The following is a 16978-nucleotide window of genomic DNA, read 5'->3' on the forward strand; positions in this document are numbered from 1 at the left end:
GGTTCAGCTCTTGCGTTGGTCGCGGTACTCTTTGACGACTTGCTCGGCCGAAGGGAAGCCCTCGATCTGCACCCAGCTCCTCTTGCCGCCGCCGTTGATGAACATCAGCGGCACATGGTTCATCTTGTCGCCGCGGTAGGCGCCAAAGGCCTTCTGGATGGCCACGCTGTTGGCCAGCGTGCCGCTGTAGTGCTGCCACTGCGGCTTGGCTTCAAAGTTCTTGGCGTAGGCCAGCAGGCGCTCGGGCGTGTCGTACTCGGGGTCAATCGAGATGGACAGCATGCGCACGTTTTTCAGTTCGTTGCCCAGCAGGTCCTGGGTGCGGGAAAGTATCTGGCTGGTGACCGGGCAGACCGTGGTGCAGGACGTATAGATAAAGGCCAGGATGACCGGCTTGTTGCCTTCGAGCTCACGGGCCAGTGTGGTCTTGCTGCCGTCCTGGCGCACCATGGGTGTGGCCGTCACGGTGACATCCACCATGCTGCGCTTGGTGGGCGCGCTCTTGTCTGGGTGGGCGTGGTGGGCATGCGGGTCCATGGCGGACATGTCGTGGCCGGTATGGTTTTCCTGTGCCAGCGCGCCAGGCGCCTGTGCCAGCCCCGTTGCCAGCAAGGCTGCCGCCGCTGCACGCGCCACGTGGCGCAATTGATTTGCACATTTCATTATTTATATTCCCAAAAATTAATCGGGCGCCCCTGTTCCGATGTTACGTGAGGTCAGCCACGGGCGACTTAAAACCGCTTAAGAATCGCAGCACTGCCTGCGCATGTGTTGCGTAAGCGCGGTCGCTGCGTTGCTTACTGGCCCAAACGCGCCTGGTAGGTTGTGCGGTCCACAGCCAGGTAGCGGCGCGAAATGGCTGGATTGGTATTCATGTAGTTGGCGGCCGACGCCTCCTGCACCATCAGGTTGCGGTATTGCGAGAGGATGGCCTGGATGCCGGTCAGCGGGGCGGCCGGTGTGGTTGCGCCCGCACTCGTGCCAGTGCCGGTGGAGCCGCTGGCTGTAGTTCCCGTCGTTCCGGTGCCGCCGTCAGTGCCGGATGCGCCGGGCGCGCCCGGGGTATAGGTGGCGCCATACGAGCCGCCAGCGGAGGGCTGGGCGCTGCTGGTGGCCAGCGACTTGCTTTCGCTGGCCGCACTGCGGCTTTCGGCATCCGACGCCTGGTAGCTGTCCATGGCGCTGGAGCTGCTTGCCGTGTCTGCCTCCTGGGGGCCTTCTTCGGCGACCGTGTCGGTGTCCTGTGCGTCCTTTGCAGGGTCCTTGTCGGCCAGGCGTTTGCCCCGCAGTGTGGACCTGGAGGCTTGCACGCTCTGGCGCGGCACGGGCATTGCCAGTGTGGCGGCAGCAGCGGTATTGGCAGGGCCTTCTGCGACCACAGCCTGGCCGGCATCCGGCTCATCCAGATTGGTTAGTTCTATGGTTTCGGACGCGCCCTGGCGCAGCGTGATGTTGCCAGCAGCCCAGGTGGGCAGTTGCAGCGTGGCGCCCAGCAGGATGCAGAGGGCAAGGGTGCGGGAAGTCGGCTTGGTCATGGCAATTCTCCTGATGTAATTCACGGAACAATCCAAGGTGTTTCGGTAACCAGCAAGTCCGGCGCCGAGGCGTCGTAATGTGCGATGTATGCGCCCTTGGACGCATAGCGTTGGCCGGGGCCCAGGTTCAGGCGCGGGTAGATGGTGGTGCCTTCGCGCTTGCCATCCATGTGCTCGGCCCTTCCGGGGGCAAAGCTGGGTTGGGGAATGCCTGCTTCCATGGGGATTTTGCGGACCCGGGGGCGCACCAGGGTCTGGTCGCGCATCTCGTCCTCGGCCTTGCGGCCCTCGCGCTGGCCGATCATGTTTTCGGCCCGCTCCACCATGTAGTCGCGGTACAGGTTGTCCAGCATTTCTGCCAGGGTGTCGGTCAGGAAGTTGACGGCGAAATACACCTCGGACTGCAGCGCCAGATCCACGATGGGGATGCGCCTGAGCTTGAGCCAGACGTACAGATAGCCCATGTTGGTGTCGCGCACGGAAGGGGTGGCATAGGGGTAGACCAGGCGCATGTTGCCGCGCAGGGACTCTGGCATCAGGCCCACGCCGCCACCCAGCAACTGGCCCGACGCCACGCGCACTGCAGGCACCTGTGCCAGCACCGGCTCCAGCAGCCGCAGGTCGGCCGGGCGCAGCCACAGCATCAGGGTGTCAGCGGCCGTCAGGCTCTTGAGTTGCTGCTGCAGTTTGCCGGGCATCTCGGCCTCGCTCCATTGGCTCAAGTCGAGCACGGTTGTCTTGAGGCCTTTGGTTTCGCTGGCCAGGCCCAGGGTTTTGGCCAGTGCGTCGGCTGCGCCCAGGCTGGCATCACTGCTGCGTGCGATTTGCACCAGGCGGCCTTTTGCTTTTTGTTCGCGCAAGTAGCTGCCCAGCACCTCGGCTTCCAGGGGCAGGCCCTTGTTGAAGTAGAACGCGTAGCGCGGGGGCGTGGAGCGTTGCGGCGCTGATGCCACCGAGGGAAACCAGCAGGGAATATGTTCGGATTCGCAGAAGGCCTCCACCGGAGCCCAGGTGGTGTTGCTGATGCCGGAGAGCAAGGCGAAGGGCGGGGCCAGGCGCTTGTATTCCTGCAACTGGGCGGCCCAGGTGTCTGGTGCGCCTTGCAGTTCCCAGACATCGAGGGCCCATTTGTTTTCGGTGCCCAGCACCAGCTCGGCTGCGCTGACCATGTGGCGGCGCGCGGTGTTGCCCACCACGGTGCTGCCGTTTTTTTGCATGAAGGCGGTGCGCAGCATGTCGAGCATGATCTTCTTGCGCTCCGGCTCCACGCCGGGGGTGATGACCGTGGCGAAACGGATGGTGCGGTCTTCCACGCCCGGGGATGGTGACACAGAGAGTTGGCGCAGGTAGTCACTCACCAGTTTCAGGTCGGCATCGGCCAGCGCGTAGCGCGGCATCAGCGGGCTCAGGATCTGGCCATTGCTGCCCACGCCTTCGCGCAGGGCCTGTCCCAGTGACGCTTCGGTGTGGGGCGCGCGCTTCTGGCTCATGCGCTTGCCGATGCGCGGGTCCATCACGGCCAGTGGGCGTTCGCCCTCTTGCGGAAACAGGAAGCGCCCGGAGATGGGCGCCACCTGGATGTCACCCTCCACCGAGCCCATGCCGCTGGGGCGGTGGCAGTTGGCACAGGCCGCGGCACTGCCCACCAAGCTGGTGCCATCGGCCCGGGCGCCGCTGAGCTTGGCGCCGTTGGCCAGCACGCCCTCTTCAAACAGGCGCCGACCTGCGCCCAGCCGTGCATCGGCAGGGTCCTGCGCCAGGGCCGGAGCAGCCAGGCTGGCCAGCAGGCACAAGCCCGTTGCCCATGACTGCAGTCGGGAGGGTGTGGAGAAGCGCAAGCGGGTCAGCACGGGTTGGGCCTTTCAGGTTCAGGGCTTGGTGATGCTGACCAGTTCCACCTCGAACACCAGTGTTTCGTTGGGTCCGATCTCTGAGCCCACACCGCGCGTGCCATAGGCCAGGTTGGGCGGAATGACGATGGTCCACTTGGAGCCTGCGGGCATGAGCTTGAGGGCTTCCTTCCAGCCCATGATCAGGTTGGCCAGCTTCATGTTGGCGGTCTTGCCTTCGGGCGTGGCGTCAAACTCGTAGCCGGTGGTCAGCGTGCCGCGGTACTTGACGACGATGCCGTCTTCATCCGTGGGCTTGGGGCCTTTGCCTTCGGTGTTCACCAGGTACTGCACACCGTTGGACAGCGTTTTGACGCCCGCGCGCTTGGCAAAGACTGCGCGGAACTCATCGCCACGCTTGCGGTTGATCTCTTCGGCGTCCTTGCGGTTGGCGGCCATCTTCTGGCGCATTTCGGTCACGATGCTGTTCATCGCGGCCTTGATGTCCTTCTCGGGCATCAGCAGGCGCTGGTTGCCCAGTGCGTCCTGCATGCCTTTGAGCACCAGGTTCAGGTCCAGTTCCACGCCGTCCTTCATCAGGTTGCGCGCGGTGGTCACACCAATGGCATAGCTGGTGGCTTGCCGGGGTTCCTTGATCGGGTTGTCAGACTCCGGCGCTGTGGCCGTTGCGGTGGCCGGTGCAGCCGGGGCTGCGGTTTGTGCCTGCGCCAGCGGACCGGCCAGCAGGGCGGCCAGCAACAGCGGTGTAGCCAGAGCGGTTGAATATGTATTTTTCATGTGGAAAGCACTCGCAAGAGTGCTGTCTGTGTATCTGCGTTTATAGGGGGAAAAACCGGCACCTGCCTTACAGGCGGGTGCCGGTCAAACCCGAGTCAGCCGTTCGCGGATCAGGGTGCGCGCACCCCTGTCGTTGTTGTCACATAAGAACTGCCGCCTGCTGCGTTTGTGGCCTGCACACGGAAGTAGTAGGTGAGTAGACGCACGACGTTGAACGATGCGCTGTTTGCATTAGCCGGCGCAGTGGTGCCGTTGACCCAGTTGGTTCCATTGAGGGAATACTGCACCGTATAGCCGGTTGCTGTTGCATCGCTGCTGCCCCAGGTCACAGTGGCCCGGTCTTGCGCAAAATTGCCAGTGATACGCGCTATCGTGGGAACGCCGATGCTCGAAGGCGCAGCCGGAACGGGCATGGCCGGTACCGTATCCGTCACATTCGACTCGGCCGAGTTGCCCGCAGCATTGAAGGCGTAGACCTTGTAGACATAGGCCAGGTTGGCAACAGCGCTGGTATCCCGGTAGGTGACCGTGCCTGTTCCATTGGCTGCACCCACAGCGCCATTGAGTGTGGTGAAAGCACCCACCACGCCATTGGTCACCGTTGCACGCATCACCCGGAAGCCGGCCTCAGCCACCGAGTTGTCGGTCCAGCTCAGGTTGACACCGGCATTGGTCCTGGTCGTGAAAGCCAGCAGGGTCGGTGCGTTGGGCGCGGTGGTCACTGCCAATGTGGTGCTGGCAGAGCCGTTCTGGCCAATGGCGGTCACACGGTAGCGGTAGGAGCCATCGGTCTGCGGGGGCAGCAGCGTCACCGTGGTGCCGGTGGCGTTGGCCAGCGCGGTGATGGTGTCGGCAGCCACGCCGCCATTGCCGCTGGTGAAGGTCTCGATGGTGTACTTGAACTCGGTCTGTGCGTTGTCGACCCAGGTCAGCTTGTTGCCAACCAGGTTCAGGCCGGTGGGTGCCAGGGCGCCGGCTTCAGCGGCGTCAAATACCAACGGACGCATGAAGTCGTTTTCCTCATGGCCCAGGATGTGGCAGTGCCAGACATATTCCCAGCCGTAGTCGACCATCTTGTTCACCACGTCAGCCGGGTTGCCGGTTACCGTGTCCACTTGCGTGAAGCCGGTGGGCACGCCCAGAGGCTGCGACGGGTCCATGGCACGCACGCTGTTGGGCAGACCGAAGCCAGCCAACACCGGCTTCTTGGGACGCATGGCCACCACCACGTCTTCCAGCGGGTTGAAGCGCAGGGTTTCTTTCCAGCCGCGTTCGTTGTCTGCCGGTGGTTTGATGGTGCCATCCCAGCCGATGCGGTTGATCACCTGCACGTTCATCAGGTGGAAGTGGATCGGGTGGGCATCCACACCGTTGTGCGTGATCTTCCAGATCTGGGTTTCGCCGTCGGTGAACTGCTCGGTGGCAGGGTCCACATAGCCAAGCGGAATGGTGGTTTGCACCAGTGCGCTGGTAAAGGGCAGTTCCACGCCCAGGGTCGCGTTCATGCGGCCGTAGGTGGGGTCAAACAGTTCCTGGATGGCCTTGTTCTTCACCACCAGGCTGCCGGTGTTGCTGGCCGTTGCCTTCGCAGCGACTCCACCTGCAATGAGGTTTCCACCCGTGAAGGAAATCGTGGGCAGCGTGGCGTAGGGATTGCCAGGGTTGGTGATGCGTACATCAAACACCGAGCCAATGGGTGTGGCCGCAGCAGCAACACCATTGGCCAGCTGGGGCGCGGACAGGGTGACTGTCAGATCCGCCATTCTGGCGTAGCCGCCACCGCCGGCCTGGTTGGGCTTGGTGGGGTTGGAGACAACGACGCTGACCTCGGCCACACCGCCAGAGCTATGGGCGACGGCCTGACGGCCCCCCACGGCAGGTGCACCAATGCTGACCGTGGGCGCGCCAGCGTAGCCCTTGCCCGCGTTGGTGATGGTGATGCCTGTGACCCTGCCGCCGACAATGGTTGCCGTGCCGGTTGCCTGGACGCTGCCCGTGGGCTGGCCGTTGCGCATCAGCGGCGGGCTGGTGGGCGCCGAGAACGTGACCTTGGGCGCTGCCACATAGCCGCTGCCCTGGTTGTCCATGATCACCTGTACCACCTTGAGGGTGGCCTCGGCAGTGGCACCCGAGCCCGGTGCGCCCACGTTGTTGGTAATCGTGACACGGGGTGCCACGGTATAGCCGCTGCCTGCGGTGTCTACATTGAAGGCGCCGACCCGCAGCGAGGATACGGCCTGCGCCGTGCCAGCGCTGAACCGCACAGCTGGCGCAGTCCTGTAGCCCAGACCACCGGTGTGGGCAGTCGCTGCGCTGTCAGGTGCCAACAGCACGCTCAGGCCGCTGCCCGATCCGGGTTGGTAGTTGAAGGCGGGCTCCTGCAGTGTGCCGGTAAAGATGCCGGCATAGGCACGGGTGCCATCGGTGTTTACCGAAGTGCCTTCGCTCCAGCTCTTGGCGCCACCCGCCACCGAGTTGTTGTAATAACCCTGGCCCACGAGGGGCGCTTCCTGGGTGCTGGCATACACAGCGGGCAACGCGGTAACGGCTTTGGCAATCACGCCAGGATTGGGCACGGCGGCGGTGTCACCCACAACGAATTGCATCACGGTGCGGGTGTTGGGGCCAAAGCCGGCTTGTGGGGTTTCCACGCTGCCAGCGTCGGCTTCGTCGGGCTTGCCGGTCCAGTGGTCGTTGCGCGGGTCGAAGGCGGGCACGGGAGCGGGTGCATCGCTGTACAGGATGATCTTCTTGCCGGCATAGGCGCTGAAGTCAATCAGCACGTCTGCACGCTCGGCATTGCCGAGGAACAGGCCGTTGGTGAAGGTGTTGAGCACGGTCACGCTGCGGCGGTTGTACTCGTAGCCCATGGGCGTGGCGTCGATCTTGGCCACTTTGGGCAGCAGGCCACCTTCGTTGCCAATCTGGTAGAAGGCCGGGCCCACAGTGGCAGGGTCGGGCACGCCGCCGTCACGGCCGTCGGTAGGCCAGGTGGAGGGCCAGCAGGGGGCTGCGGCGGTGGGGGGCAGTTCAGCGCCACTGGCGTCGGTACCGCAGGCAGCAATGCCGCTGGCGACCTGGGGCACGGCGGGCACCATCTTGACTTCGGTTTCCACCACGGTGGCGGTGGCTGCTGCGCCAGAGCCCAGGTTGTCCAGCGATGTGATGCGCACGCTGGGCGGCACGTTCTTGTCATAGCCCGTGCCGGCGTTGATCACGCGAATGGCCGAGATGGCGCCTGTGGCGTCGACTGCGGCTTCGGCGGTGGCGCTGGTCACAGCGCCCGCTGCGTCCAGAACCTCAACCAGCACCTGGCCTGCGGTGTAGCCTGTGCCGCCGCTGCTGAGGTTGATGGTGGACACCTGGGTGTCGGCCACGAACATGCTCAGGTTGAGCATGCGGTCATTGGCGGCATTGAGAATGCGGAAGCGGTAGGTCTTGGGCTCCACTGCCAGTTTGGGGTAAGCCACGCCGTTGACCAGCGGGGTATCCATCCAGGCTTCGGGCGTGAGGGTCACGTCATCCACAGCACCGGTAGGCAGGTTGTAGAGCGCGGGGAACACCGGCCAGAAGTAAGGGCCCCAGTCCCAGCGGCCAACCGCATTGGTGCCGTCCACCGAGTTGTTGGGATCCTGGTTGAGTTCGTACACGTGGGGGTACCACATGTCGCCTGCCTGGCCCCAGATTTCCTTGGCAGCGCCGGTATTGGTCTTGTTCCAGCGTGCATCCTGCAGGGCAATGTCGTCGGGCACAAAGGTCTTGTCCTGGATCACCAGGGGAATGGCTTCCATTTCACCCGGAATGCCCTGGCTGGTGAGCAAGGCGTCCTGCACGGGGTCCTTCAGCACATAAGGCGCAGCCATGCCGGCGTACACATTCAGGCGGGTCAGGCCGAACGAGTGGTCGTGGTACCACTCCAGACGACCGGACTGGCCGTTGGGGAAGTAGTAAGTCATGGCGCCAGGACCGGGATCGGGCATGTCGGGCACGTTCTGGGCCGAGGGGCCGCGCAGGTAGGAGTTCAGCACATCGGCGTCGGCAATGGTGCCGGCCAGGCTGATGGGGTCGGTCGTGTTGGCTTCGCCAGCCGGTGTGATCCATTGGTGCGGCGTGCCGTCGCTGATCCAGGGGTTGTCACCACCGTGCAGGTGAATCATGGCGCGGTTCTGGCGGTAGAGGTTGCGGCCGTCCGGGCCATAGCCGGCACCTGGCAGGGTTTCGTCAACTGGCAAGAACAGGTCACCATTGCGGGTTACCACGCCGTTGGCATCGGTAGACGATTTGCCCACGGGCAGCAGGTTCAGGAACTTCAGACGGGTAGCGCGACCCTTGGTGGCCACAATGGCGGGGCCGAGGTAATGCGGCTTCTCAAAGCCAAAGGCGTTTTCCATGACGCGTGCACCGGCGGCATCAAACATCAGGCTTCCGTCGGCATTCACGGACTGGATCTGGATCGGTGTGCCATTCGGGTAGAACAACTGCACGCCGCCACCGCCGCGCTTGATCTGCACATAGCCGCGCAACAAGGTGGGCTTCTTCAGGTCGGAGTGCAGGCGCTCGGCGTATTCGACGACCGCGATTTCGTAGTAGTCGGAGGTGCCAGCCACATTGGCAGCAGAGTCACCAGGCCAGCGCTGGGCAGCAGCCACAGGAATGTATTTTGTTTCTGCCGGGTAGTCGGTCAGGGTACCGGCGGCTGTGATGCTGTCCGGCAGGCGCAGGCCTGGCAGGTTGTCTACAAACTTGCGCAGCGCCTTGCCGGTTCCGACGACGTTGTCGTATCCGGCGGCTTCCTTGGGCACGTTGAAACGTGGGCCACTGGGTGTGTGGGCGTAATAAGTGGGCACCCGGATGTCTGCACCTGCAGCATCGGTGTCACCGCGCACACCCCAGCCCGCACCGGCTTGCGCGGCGCTGGCAGCCATCAACATGGAGAAAGTCAGGCATGCATGTGCAACCGGGCTACGGCGCAAATTGGAATGCAAACCCTTGGTACCTTTATTTTTCATAAGAAACCCCTGCGTGAGTCGAACCATTTATTTTGGAAGGCCGATTGCGGCACTTCTGCGCCCAATCGGGTTCTGACCGCCCGCTTGGGTTTGATCAGTAACTGGACTTTACAAATGCTTACCCTTTGGAAGGGGATGTGCTCTGAGTGATTCTTGGCCGAAGTGCCAAATATTCACCAATATGCCGACTTGTTTAAACTTTTATTCTTAAGGAAGCAGTAAGAAAACAAGCGATGGGGTGAAAATTGCATGACTTGTTTCATTTATCACCTTTGGTATCTTCGCGTCCGTGAGCTGGCATGCCGTAGAGTGCAGCAAAATAAAGAACATGCATTTCAGGGAATCTTCAAAGTGGATGACGCAACCGTCTTATTCGTAGACTTGGTGGGCAGCACAGCGCTGTACCAGTCACTCGGCAACGCCCGCGCGGCGGAGCTGGTGTCGGGTGTGACCGGCTGGATTGGCCGCGTGTGCGAAGCCGCCGGTGGTCGCGTCATCCGTCGCCTGGGGGACGGCGTGCTGGTGTCTTTTGCGAAGGGTGCTGCGGCCTTTGAATGCGCCATTGCGCTGCAGCGCCGCCAGAGCCAGCACAATGCCGACGCCCCGGATCACGCGCAAGTGCAAATCAAGATCGGTCTGGCGCGGGGATCCATGGTGGAGTCGGGCACGGGATGGGTGGGAGATGTCATCAACCTGGCAACCGACCTGAGCGACCGCTGTGGCCCCGAGCAGATCCTGGCCTGTGGCGTTTCGGTGGACCAGATCAAACTGGGTATCTTTGCCCGCTTTCGCAGCCTGGGGCTGATGCACATGTTGGGCAAATCAGAACCTGTGGATGTCTTCCAGATTGAATGGAAGAACGATTCCAACACCGGCGTTCCAACCGTGCGTGCGGCTCTGGAGGTGAACGACTTCTCTGACAGCAGCCTGGCCACCGGCATACGCCTGGCATGGTCTGACAGGCAGGCTGATTTTTTGCGCGCTGACTTGCCCATTGTGCTGGGCCGCCATGCAGAGGCCGACTTCCAGGTGGAAGACCCCCGTATTTCCAGGCGCCACGCGCGCATCTACGAACTCGATGACGCACTGGTGCTGGAAGATACCAGCAGCTATGGCACCTCGGTGCGCTTTGCCTCGGCCAATACGGTGCTGACGCTGCGCAACCAGGAGTGCGTGCTGCACGATGATTGCGAGATCGCCTTTGGCGCCTCGTTCGACCAAAGCAACGTGCCCCAGCTGCGGCTGAATTTCTTCAGCTAGGCGCCGCCTACTGGGGCTGGCGGGCTTTGCGGGGAAAGTCCCACCAGGGCAGCACGCGGCGCAGGGACTGCACCTCACCACAGTGCCAGGCACGGTAGCCGGGCATGGCCGATAGCTGCGCCTGCCAGGCCGGGCTTTTGAGCAAGTCCAGCAGCGCTACGATGGCTGGATCCTCCAGCGCGGATTTCAGGCACACCAGGTGGTAGCTTTCTTCCAGCAGGGGTACAAAGTCCAGCCCCTGCGCCCGCGCCGCCACCTCAATACCCAGCCCCACATCGGCCGCACCGGAGGCAATCGCATGGGCCACGGCGGTATGCGAGGGCTCGGTGCGCTCATACCCGGGGAACTGCGCTGCGGGCAGCGCGTCCTGCGCCAGCAATTCGTCCAGCACCACGCGCGTGCCGGCGCCCAGGGGCCGGTTGACAAAGCGTGCGCCGCTGCTCTGCACATCGTGCAGCGTGCGCAAGCCCAGCGGATTGCCTGCGGCCACCATCAGGCCCTGGGTGCGGCTGGCGAAGCCGATGATTTTGTGCAAGCCGGGCTTGAGCAGGGGCTTGTATATTTTTTCGGCTACCGAACCCTGCTGGGGGCTTTGCAGGGTGTGAAAACCGGCCATCACGCAGCGGCCTTCGTTGAGCGCGCGTATGGCATCCACACTGCCGCTAAAGCGCATGTCCAGATGCAGGCGTGCGTGGGCCGCAGATACCGCATCGCTGGCCAGTGCAAACTCGCGCAGCGCACCCAGCGCATGGTCGTGGCTGGCATAGAGCATCACCACATGCGACTCCGGGTCAAAGGCCACGGCAAAGGCGCGCTCGAGTTCGCTGCGCAGGGCTTCAATCTGGGGTGCCAGCCGGGCCTGCGCCTGGCCTTCGGCCCACATCAGCTTGGAGCCGAATTCGGTCAGGCGCGCATTGTGGCCTTTTTCCCAGACCAGCAACTCGCTGCCCAGCTCGGTCTCCCAGCGCTTGAGCTCGCCCCAGACGTGGCGGTAGCTCAATCCCAGGGCACGTGCGCCGGCCGAGATGGAGCCCTGGGTGGACACCGCCTGCAACAGGTCAATCAGCGGGTTGCGGACCTGTGCCGGGCTGCTCTGGCGCGAGAGGGTATAGTGGAACTGGAGCCTATGCACAGGGATTCATATGGTTGGGTTATCGGGTAGCGACTACGATACCTGAAGTTATGACCAGCTTCACCGATAGCGCCGCCATGGCGCTGACACTCATTGTTTCCCTGGATTCCCAATTGATGGCCATCGTGGCGCGCTCCCTGTGGGTCAGCGTCTGGGCCACGGTGATTGCCTGCGCGCTGGGCCTGCTGCTGGGTGCGCTGCTGGGTGTGGCCCGCTTTGCCGGGCGCAACACCGTGCTGGCCCTGCTCAATACTTTTTTGGCGGTGCCCTCGGTGGTGGTGGGCTTGGTGGTCTACCTGCTGCTTTCGCGCACAGGCCCCCTGGGGTTTTTGGGCTGGCTGTTTTCCTTCAAGGCCATGGTGCTGGCGCAGGCCTGTCTGGTGCTGCCCGTGGTCACGGCGCTCACCCGCCAGGTGGTGGAAGACGCCGATGTGCTGCACGGTGAGCAACTGCAGTCGCTGGGCGCACGCACGCTGCTGCGCAGTTGCCTGCTGGCCTGGGATGAGCGCCATGCGCTGCTCACGGTCATGCTGGCCGCTTTTGGGCGTGCCATCTCCGAGGTGGGGGCGGTGATGATTGTGGGCGGCAATATCGACGGCTTCACCCGTGTCATGACCACCGCGATTGCGCTGGAAACCAGCAAGGGCGATTTACCCCTGGCGCTCGGGCTGGGCCTGGTGCTGCTGGCCGTGGTGCTGGCGCTGAATGTGGTGGTGACGGTGCTGCGGCGCTGGCGCGAGAACGAAGAGGGCACCCGTGTGGCCCAAGCCACCATGCAGGCTGCGGTATGAGCGCCCACAGCGCCAGGAGCGCTGTGGGCGCCGTGTTTGCGCTGGAGCAGGCAGCCGTGCGCTTTGGCCACGGCACACGCGCCTTGCAGGCCCTGCAGAATGTCAGCCTGCACATAGCACCGGGCGAGCGTGTGGCCCTGATTGGCGCCAATGGCTGCGGCAAAAGCACCTTGTTGCGCTTGCTGCATGGCCTGCTCAAGCCCAGCAGCGGCGCGCTGCGGTGCGACGATAGTCTGGCGCAGGCCATGGTGTTTCAGCGCCCCTATGTGATGCGCCTGTCGGTGCATGCCAATGTGGCCCTGGGCCTGTGGCTGCGTGGCCAGAGCTGGACGCAGGCCGGGCGCCTGGCCCTGCAGGCCTTGCAGGCGGTGGGCATGGCGGAGCACGCGCAGCGGCCCGCACGCCAGCTCTCGGGCGGGCAGCAGCAGCGCCTGGCTTTGGCGCGGGCCTGTGCCCTGCAGCCCCGCGTGCTCTTGCTGGATGAGCCGACCTCCAGCCTGGACCCCCATGCCAAGCGCGAGGTGGAGTCCCTCATCCAGACCATCGCCGCACAGGACCCCGCCATGACCGTGGTGTTTGCCAGCCACAACCTGGGCCAGGTCAAGCGCCTGGCCAGCCGCGTGCTGTATCTGGAGCAGGGCCGCGTGCTGGCCGACTTGCCAGTGCAGGAGTTTTTCGGGGCGGGACTGCTCGCAGAGCCATACCGCCAAGCCCATTTGTTTGTCAAAGGAGAACAGGTATGAAACACAATCCAACACCCCAAAAGCGCACTGCGGCGGGTCGCCGTCTGACCCTGCTGGCCCTGGCCTGCAGCGCCGCCTTCGGCCTTGCCGCAGGCTCACCGGCGTGGGCACAATCGCCCGCCATCGTGATGGCGTCCACCACGTCCACCGAGCAGTCCGGCCTGTTTCCTTATCTGCTGCCCGAATTCAAAAAGGCCACGGGCATTGATGTGAAGGTGGTGGCGGTGGGCACCGGGCAGGCCATTGACATGGGCCGTCGCGGAGACGCCGATGTGCTGTTCGTGCATGACCAGGTGGCCGAAGAAAAAGTTGTGGCCGAGGGCTTTGCCCTCAAGCGCCTGCCCGTCATGTACAACGACTTTGTGCTGATTGGCCCAGTGGCAGATGCCGCCAAAGTAAAGGGCAGCAGCATTGTGGAAGCGCTGAAGAAAATTGCCGCCACTGATGCTGGCTTCATCTCGCGCGGCGACAAGAGCGGCACCAATGCGGCGGAGTTGCGCTTCTGGAAGGCACTGGGCGAGGGCGCCAGCAAAGGCACGGGTTACAAGGAGTGTGGCTGCGGCATGGGTCCGGCACTCAACATGGCCGCCAGCACCGGCGCCTATGTGTTGGCCGACCGCGGCACCTGGCTGAGCTTCAAGAACCGGGCCGATCTGGCGGTGCTGGTAGAAGGCGACAAGGCGCTGTTCAACCAGTACGGCGTGCTGGTGGTGAACCCGGCCAAGCACCCGCATGTGAAGGTGGCAGAGGCGCAAAAGTTTGCCGACTGGGTGACCTCGGCGGCCGGTCAGGGCGTGATTGCTGCCTACAAGATCGACGGCCAGCAGCTCTTCTTTCCCAACGCCGGCAAGTAGGCATTGCCGAAGGGCCAGGTGCGCAGCACCTGGCTAACCGATGGTGTTGACGAAGTCGGTGGCGAAGAGGGAGTTGCGGAAGTTCCCGCCATCGTCGCTGTGCCTGAGCATGGCCAGGTTTTGCAGTTCGCCAGCGGTGATGGGCATGGAGAACAGAAAGCCCTGCATCTCGTCGCAGCCCATCTCCACCAGGATGTCGCTCTGGCCCACGGTCTCCACGCCTTCGGCAATCACCTTCAGGTTGAGGGCGCGCGCCATGTCAATGATGGACTTGGCAATCGAGCGCGCCTCTTCGCTCTCTTCCAGGTCGGAGACAAAGGCACGGTCGATCTTGAGTTCGGCCGCTGGCAGTTTGCGCAGCGAGCCCAGGCTGGAGTAGCCGGTACCAAAGTCGTCAATCGAGACGTGAAAACCGGCCCGGCGCATCTTCTCGAAGGTCAGCTTGGTGGCCTGGGTGTCTTCCATGGCCACGGTCTCGGTAATCTCGCAGGTGAAGCGTTGGGGCTGCACACCGTGGCGTTCCAGCACCGCCTGTATGCTTTCCACCAGGTCATCCTGGCGCATCTGGTAGCCGGAAATATTCACCGCCACCCGCATGCGCAGGCCGCTCTTTAGCCAGACCCCGGCGGTGCGGCTGGCCTCTTCAATCACCCAGGGGCCAATAGTTCCCATCAGGCCGTATTTTTCTGCCAGAGGTATGAAGATGGTCGGGCTGACGAAGCCGCGCGTGGGATGGTGCCAGCGCAGCAGGGCTTCGGCTGCGGTGACCTCCAGGCTTTGGGCATCGATCTTGGGCTGGAAGTACAGCTCGAACTGACCGGCCTGCGCGGCCTGGCGCAGCTCATTGACCAGCACCGCTTCGTCGCGCGCCTGCACCGCCATCTTGGGGTCATAGACGCAGTAGTCGCCACCGCCGCTGTTCTTCATGCTGCGCATGGCCAGCGAAGCACAGCTCAGAATTTTTGCGCGCGCACCATGTTCCGGATAAGCCGCAATGCCGATGGAGCAGGTGGAGTGCGCCTTGTTGCCGGCCAGCTCGAAGGGCGCCGTGAGCTGTGCCTTGATGCGTTCGGCCAGCAGGATGCCGATGTTCACCCCGCCGTTGACCAGTACCCCAAATGCACTGCCGGGGATTTTGCCGAGCCGGGCTTGCTTGTCGGCGCTTTCCACCAGCCGGTCGGCTGTGTCCTTGAGCACATGGCGGGTGAATTCGTCACCAAATCCATCCTGGATCAGACCCAGGTTGTCCAGGACGATGGTCAGTACGGTGAAGGAGCCACCCGACTTGTCGACCCGCTGGGCCGCTTCGTCCAGGGCTTTGTCAAAAGCCTCGGCGCTGAGCAGGCCGGTGCGTTCGTCCAGATCGCTGCGGATGGCCATCGCGCTGACGGCCCGGTCGCGGTCAGAGGTTGCCTGCAAACGCTTTGTGCGCTCATGCCAGTAGAGCCACATCAACAATGCAGCTACGGCCAGACTTGCCAATTGCCATGTATCCATCAGCGGGCAAGTGTGCAGTTTGCCAAAGCTGGCGTTTGAACCACTGTGCCAATGTGCATGGAACTCCCCCGATGTTCAGTTTCAATAGAGCCCACGCGGGGCTTTTCTGCATTATGGGTGCAAAAATCGCACATTAGGCAATGCGCTTACAGCGCAGCGCGCACCGGCTGCAGCAGCACCACCAGAGCGCCCGCACCACCATGGGCCGGCTGCGCCTGCACAAAGGCCACTACCTCGGCCTTTTGCACCAGCCAGCGGTGCACCTTGTCCTTGAGCACCGGCTCTTTGCCGGGTGAGCCCAGGCCCTTGCCGGTGACCACGCGCACGCAGCGTATGCCCTGTTTGTGGGCATCACGGATGAAGGTGGTGAGGGTTTCGCGTGCCTCATCGGTGCGCAGGCCGTGCAGATCCACCTGGCGCTGTATGGACCACTTGCCGCGGCGCAGCTTTTGCGTCACATCCGGCCCCACGCCCGGGCGCCGAAAGCTCAGGCGCTCATCGGTTTCCAGCAGGGTGGTGACGTCCACCTCGTCACTGATGGCCTCCTGCAGGGCGGCTGCCTCGTCCAGCAGATGCTGTTTGGGAATCGGCTTGGGAGGTGCTGGCTTGAGGTCGGCGAGCTGGCTTTGCGGCAGGCGCTGCACCTGGCCCACAGCGGCCTGGAACAGGTTGCGCCGGGCGGCTTGCTGCTTGGCCTCGAGTGCACGCTGGGCGGCCAGGGCGGCGGCCCGCAGGGCCTGGGCTTCGATTTCTTTTTTGACCGACTTCAGGTCGGCCAGCGAATGGATTTTCACAGCAGACCCCGCTCGGCCATGGACAGGGCCAGGCCCTGGCCGATGATGATGTGGTCGAGCACGCGCACATCGATCAGGGCCAGTGCGGCACGAAGGTTGTTGGTGAGGGCCTTGTCAGCAGGTGAGGGCTCCACCGAGCCGCTGGGGTGGTTGTGCGCCAGCACCACGGCGCAGGCGTGGTGGTGCAGGGTGCGCAGCACCACCTCGCGCGGGTAGACGCTGGTCTGCGTAAGCGTGCCGCGAAACAGCTCTTCGGTATGCAGCAGCTTGTTTTGCACATCCAGAAAACACACCACAAACACCTCGTGCTTGAGGTGGGCCAGCTGCAGCTGCAGGTGCTGCTTGACGGCATCCGGGTCGGCCAGCACGGTGTTTTCCTGCAGGCGCTGGGCGATGGCGCGTCGTGCGAGTTCCATCACGGCCAAGATCTCGGCGCGCTTGGCAGGCCCCAGGCCCTTGACCTCTTTCAGGTCGTCGGGGGTGGCATTGAGCAGTCCGGCAATGCCGCCAAAGCCACCGGAGCGCGGGGTGGGCCCGTCCCCCGTGCGGCGGCTCCGGATTTGCAGCAGCTCGTCGGCCATTTGCAGCACGCCCTTGCCCGCAATGCCGGTGCGCAGCAGCAGGGCCAGCAGTTCGGCATCGCTCAGGGCGGAGGGGCCGCGGGCCAGCAGTTTTTCGCGCGGCCGGGCCTGTGCAGGGAGGTCTTTGAGGGACATGGCGAGGCTTTCTACAATAG

General features: G+C 63.6%; 13 protein-coding genes. 4 read left to right on the plus strand and 9 right to left on the minus strand.

Translation table 11 applies throughout. The annotated features are described in order from the left end of the window. Nucleotides 1–3 precede the first annotated feature (3 nt). The 5 genes from DIC66_RS05195 to DIC66_RS23215 all read right to left on the minus strand — a co-directional run bounded on the left by DIC66_RS05195 (nucleotide 4) and on the right by DIC66_RS23215 (nucleotide 9171). Nucleotides 4–663 carry an SCO family protein gene (locus DIC66_RS05195; RefSeq protein ID WP_117174731.1) on the minus strand — a complete coding sequence of 220 codons (660 nt, stop codon included), beginning with the start codon at nucleotides 661–663 and terminating at the stop codon, nucleotides 4–6. Between the two features lie 134 nt (nucleotides 664–797). Beyond that, the gene (locus tag DIC66_RS05200; RefSeq protein WP_117174733.1) at nucleotides 798–1535 is read right to left on the minus strand and encodes a hypothetical protein; all 738 of its coding nucleotides are present in this window, start codon (nucleotides 1533–1535) and stop codon (nucleotides 798–800) included. A 20-nt stretch (nucleotides 1536–1555) separates the two neighbouring features. Beyond that, nucleotides 1556–3385: a c-type cytochrome gene (locus DIC66_RS05205; protein WP_147321243.1), complete on the minus strand. Its 1830-nt coding sequence runs from the start codon at nucleotides 3383–3385 to the stop codon at nucleotides 1556–1558. Between the two features lie 18 nt (nucleotides 3386–3403). Then, complete coding sequence (locus DIC66_RS05210; protein ID WP_117174737.1) at nucleotides 3404–4162, minus strand: FKBP-type peptidyl-prolyl cis-trans isomerase; 759 nt, start codon at nucleotides 4160–4162, stop codon at nucleotides 3404–3406. Between the two features lie 110 nt (nucleotides 4163–4272). Beyond that, nucleotides 4273–9171: a multicopper oxidase domain-containing protein gene (locus DIC66_RS23215; protein WP_199534666.1), complete on the minus strand. Its 4899-nt coding sequence runs from the start codon at nucleotides 9169–9171 to the stop codon at nucleotides 4273–4275. A 351-nt stretch (nucleotides 9172–9522) separates the two neighbouring features. Here DIC66_RS23215 and DIC66_RS05220 point away from each other — a divergent pair, with 351 nt between their 5' ends. After that, nucleotides 9523–10431 carry an adenylate/guanylate cyclase domain-containing protein gene (locus tag DIC66_RS05220; RefSeq protein WP_158558846.1) on the plus strand — a complete coding sequence of 303 codons (909 nt, stop codon included), beginning with the start codon at nucleotides 9523–9525 and terminating at the stop codon, nucleotides 10429–10431. A 7-nt stretch (nucleotides 10432–10438) separates the two neighbouring features. On the opposite strand, the gene DIC66_RS05225 is transcribed toward DIC66_RS05220, so the two are convergent. Beyond that, nucleotides 10439–11563, minus strand: coding sequence for a substrate-binding domain-containing protein (locus DIC66_RS05225; protein ID WP_117174741.1), 1125 nt, complete (start codon nucleotides 11561–11563; stop codon nucleotides 10439–10441). Between the two features lie 50 nt (nucleotides 11564–11613). Between DIC66_RS05225 and DIC66_RS05230 the strand changes: the two genes are divergently transcribed. Genes DIC66_RS05230 through DIC66_RS05240 form a run of 3 tightly spaced genes read left to right on the plus strand, consistent with a single transcriptional unit; the run spans nucleotide 11614 to nucleotide 13951 of the window. Further along, on the plus strand, nucleotides 11614–12354 hold the full coding sequence (locus DIC66_RS05230; protein WP_117174742.1) for an ABC transporter permease: 741 nt from the start codon (nucleotides 11614–11616) through the stop codon (nucleotides 12352–12354). Then, nucleotides 12351–13097 carry an ATP-binding cassette domain-containing protein gene (locus DIC66_RS05235; protein ID WP_117174744.1) on the plus strand — a complete coding sequence of 249 codons (747 nt, stop codon included), beginning with the start codon at nucleotides 12351–12353 and terminating at the stop codon, nucleotides 13095–13097. The genes DIC66_RS05230 and DIC66_RS05235 overlap by 4 nt, the downstream gene beginning before the upstream one ends. Further along, a complete protein-coding gene (locus tag DIC66_RS05240; protein ID WP_117174746.1) occupies nucleotides 13094–13951 on the plus strand; it encodes an ABC transporter substrate-binding protein in 858 nt (285 codons plus the stop codon). The genes DIC66_RS05235 and DIC66_RS05240 overlap by 4 nt, the downstream gene beginning before the upstream one ends. A gap of 33 nt (nucleotides 13952–13984) precedes the next feature. Here DIC66_RS05240 and DIC66_RS05245 read toward each other — a convergent pair whose 3' ends face one another. From DIC66_RS05245 to radC, 3 genes are all read right to left on the minus strand, one after another. Next, nucleotides 13985–15448: a putative bifunctional diguanylate cyclase/phosphodiesterase gene (locus tag DIC66_RS05245; protein ID WP_117174748.1), complete on the minus strand. Its 1464-nt coding sequence runs from the start codon at nucleotides 15446–15448 to the stop codon at nucleotides 13985–13987. 146 nt (nucleotides 15449–15594) lie between these two features. Then, nucleotides 15595–16242 carry a Smr/MutS family protein gene (locus DIC66_RS05250; RefSeq protein WP_117174750.1) on the minus strand — a complete coding sequence of 216 codons (648 nt, stop codon included), beginning with the start codon at nucleotides 16240–16242 and terminating at the stop codon, nucleotides 15595–15597. After that, nucleotides 16239–16958, minus strand: coding sequence for a RadC family protein (gene radC / locus DIC66_RS05255; RefSeq protein WP_117174752.1), 720 nt, complete (start codon nucleotides 16956–16958; stop codon nucleotides 16239–16241). Before radC ends, DIC66_RS05250 begins: the two co-directional genes overlap by 4 nt. Between the last annotated feature and the right edge of the window lie 20 nt (nucleotides 16959–16978).

Origin of the sequence: Rhodoferax lacus, assembly GCF_003415675.1 — a bacterium.
Classification (GTDB): Bacteria; Pseudomonadota; Gammaproteobacteria; order Burkholderiales; family Burkholderiaceae_C; genus Allorhodoferax; species Allorhodoferax lacus.

Excerpts from the sequence above, each read along its gene's own strand:
- DIC66_RS05195 (WP_117174731.1), bottom strand. The coding sequence starts at position 663 with ATGAAATGTGCAAATCAATTGCGCCACGTGGCGCGTGCAGCGGCGGCA.
- DIC66_RS05200 (WP_117174733.1), bottom strand. The coding sequence starts at position 1,535 with ATGACCAAGCCGACTTCCCGCACCCTTGCCCTCTGCATCCTGCTGGGC.
- DIC66_RS05210 (WP_117174737.1), bottom strand. The coding sequence starts at position 4,162 with ATGAAAAATACATATTCAACCGCTCTGGCTACACCGCTGTTGCTGGCC.
- DIC66_RS23215 (WP_199534666.1), bottom strand. The coding sequence starts at position 9,171 with ATGAAAAATAAAGGTACCAAGGGTTTGCATTCCAATTTGCGCCGTAGC.
- DIC66_RS05230 (WP_117174742.1), top strand. The coding sequence starts at position 11,614 with ATGACCAGCTTCACCGATAGCGCCGCCATGGCGCTGACACTCATTGTT.
- DIC66_RS05235 (WP_117174744.1), top strand. The coding sequence starts at position 12,351 with ATGAGCGCCCACAGCGCCAGGAGCGCTGTGGGCGCCGTGTTTGCGCTG.
- DIC66_RS05240 (WP_117174746.1), top strand. The coding sequence starts at position 13,094 with ATGAAACACAATCCAACACCCCAAAAGCGCACTGCGGCGGGTCGCCGT.
- DIC66_RS05245 (WP_117174748.1), bottom strand. The coding sequence starts at position 15,448 with ATGGATACATGGCAATTGGCAAGTCTGGCCGTAGCTGCATTGTTGATG.
- radC (WP_117174752.1), bottom strand. The coding sequence starts at position 16,958 with ATGTCCCTCAAAGACCTCCCTGCACAGGCCCGGCCGCGCGAAAAACTG.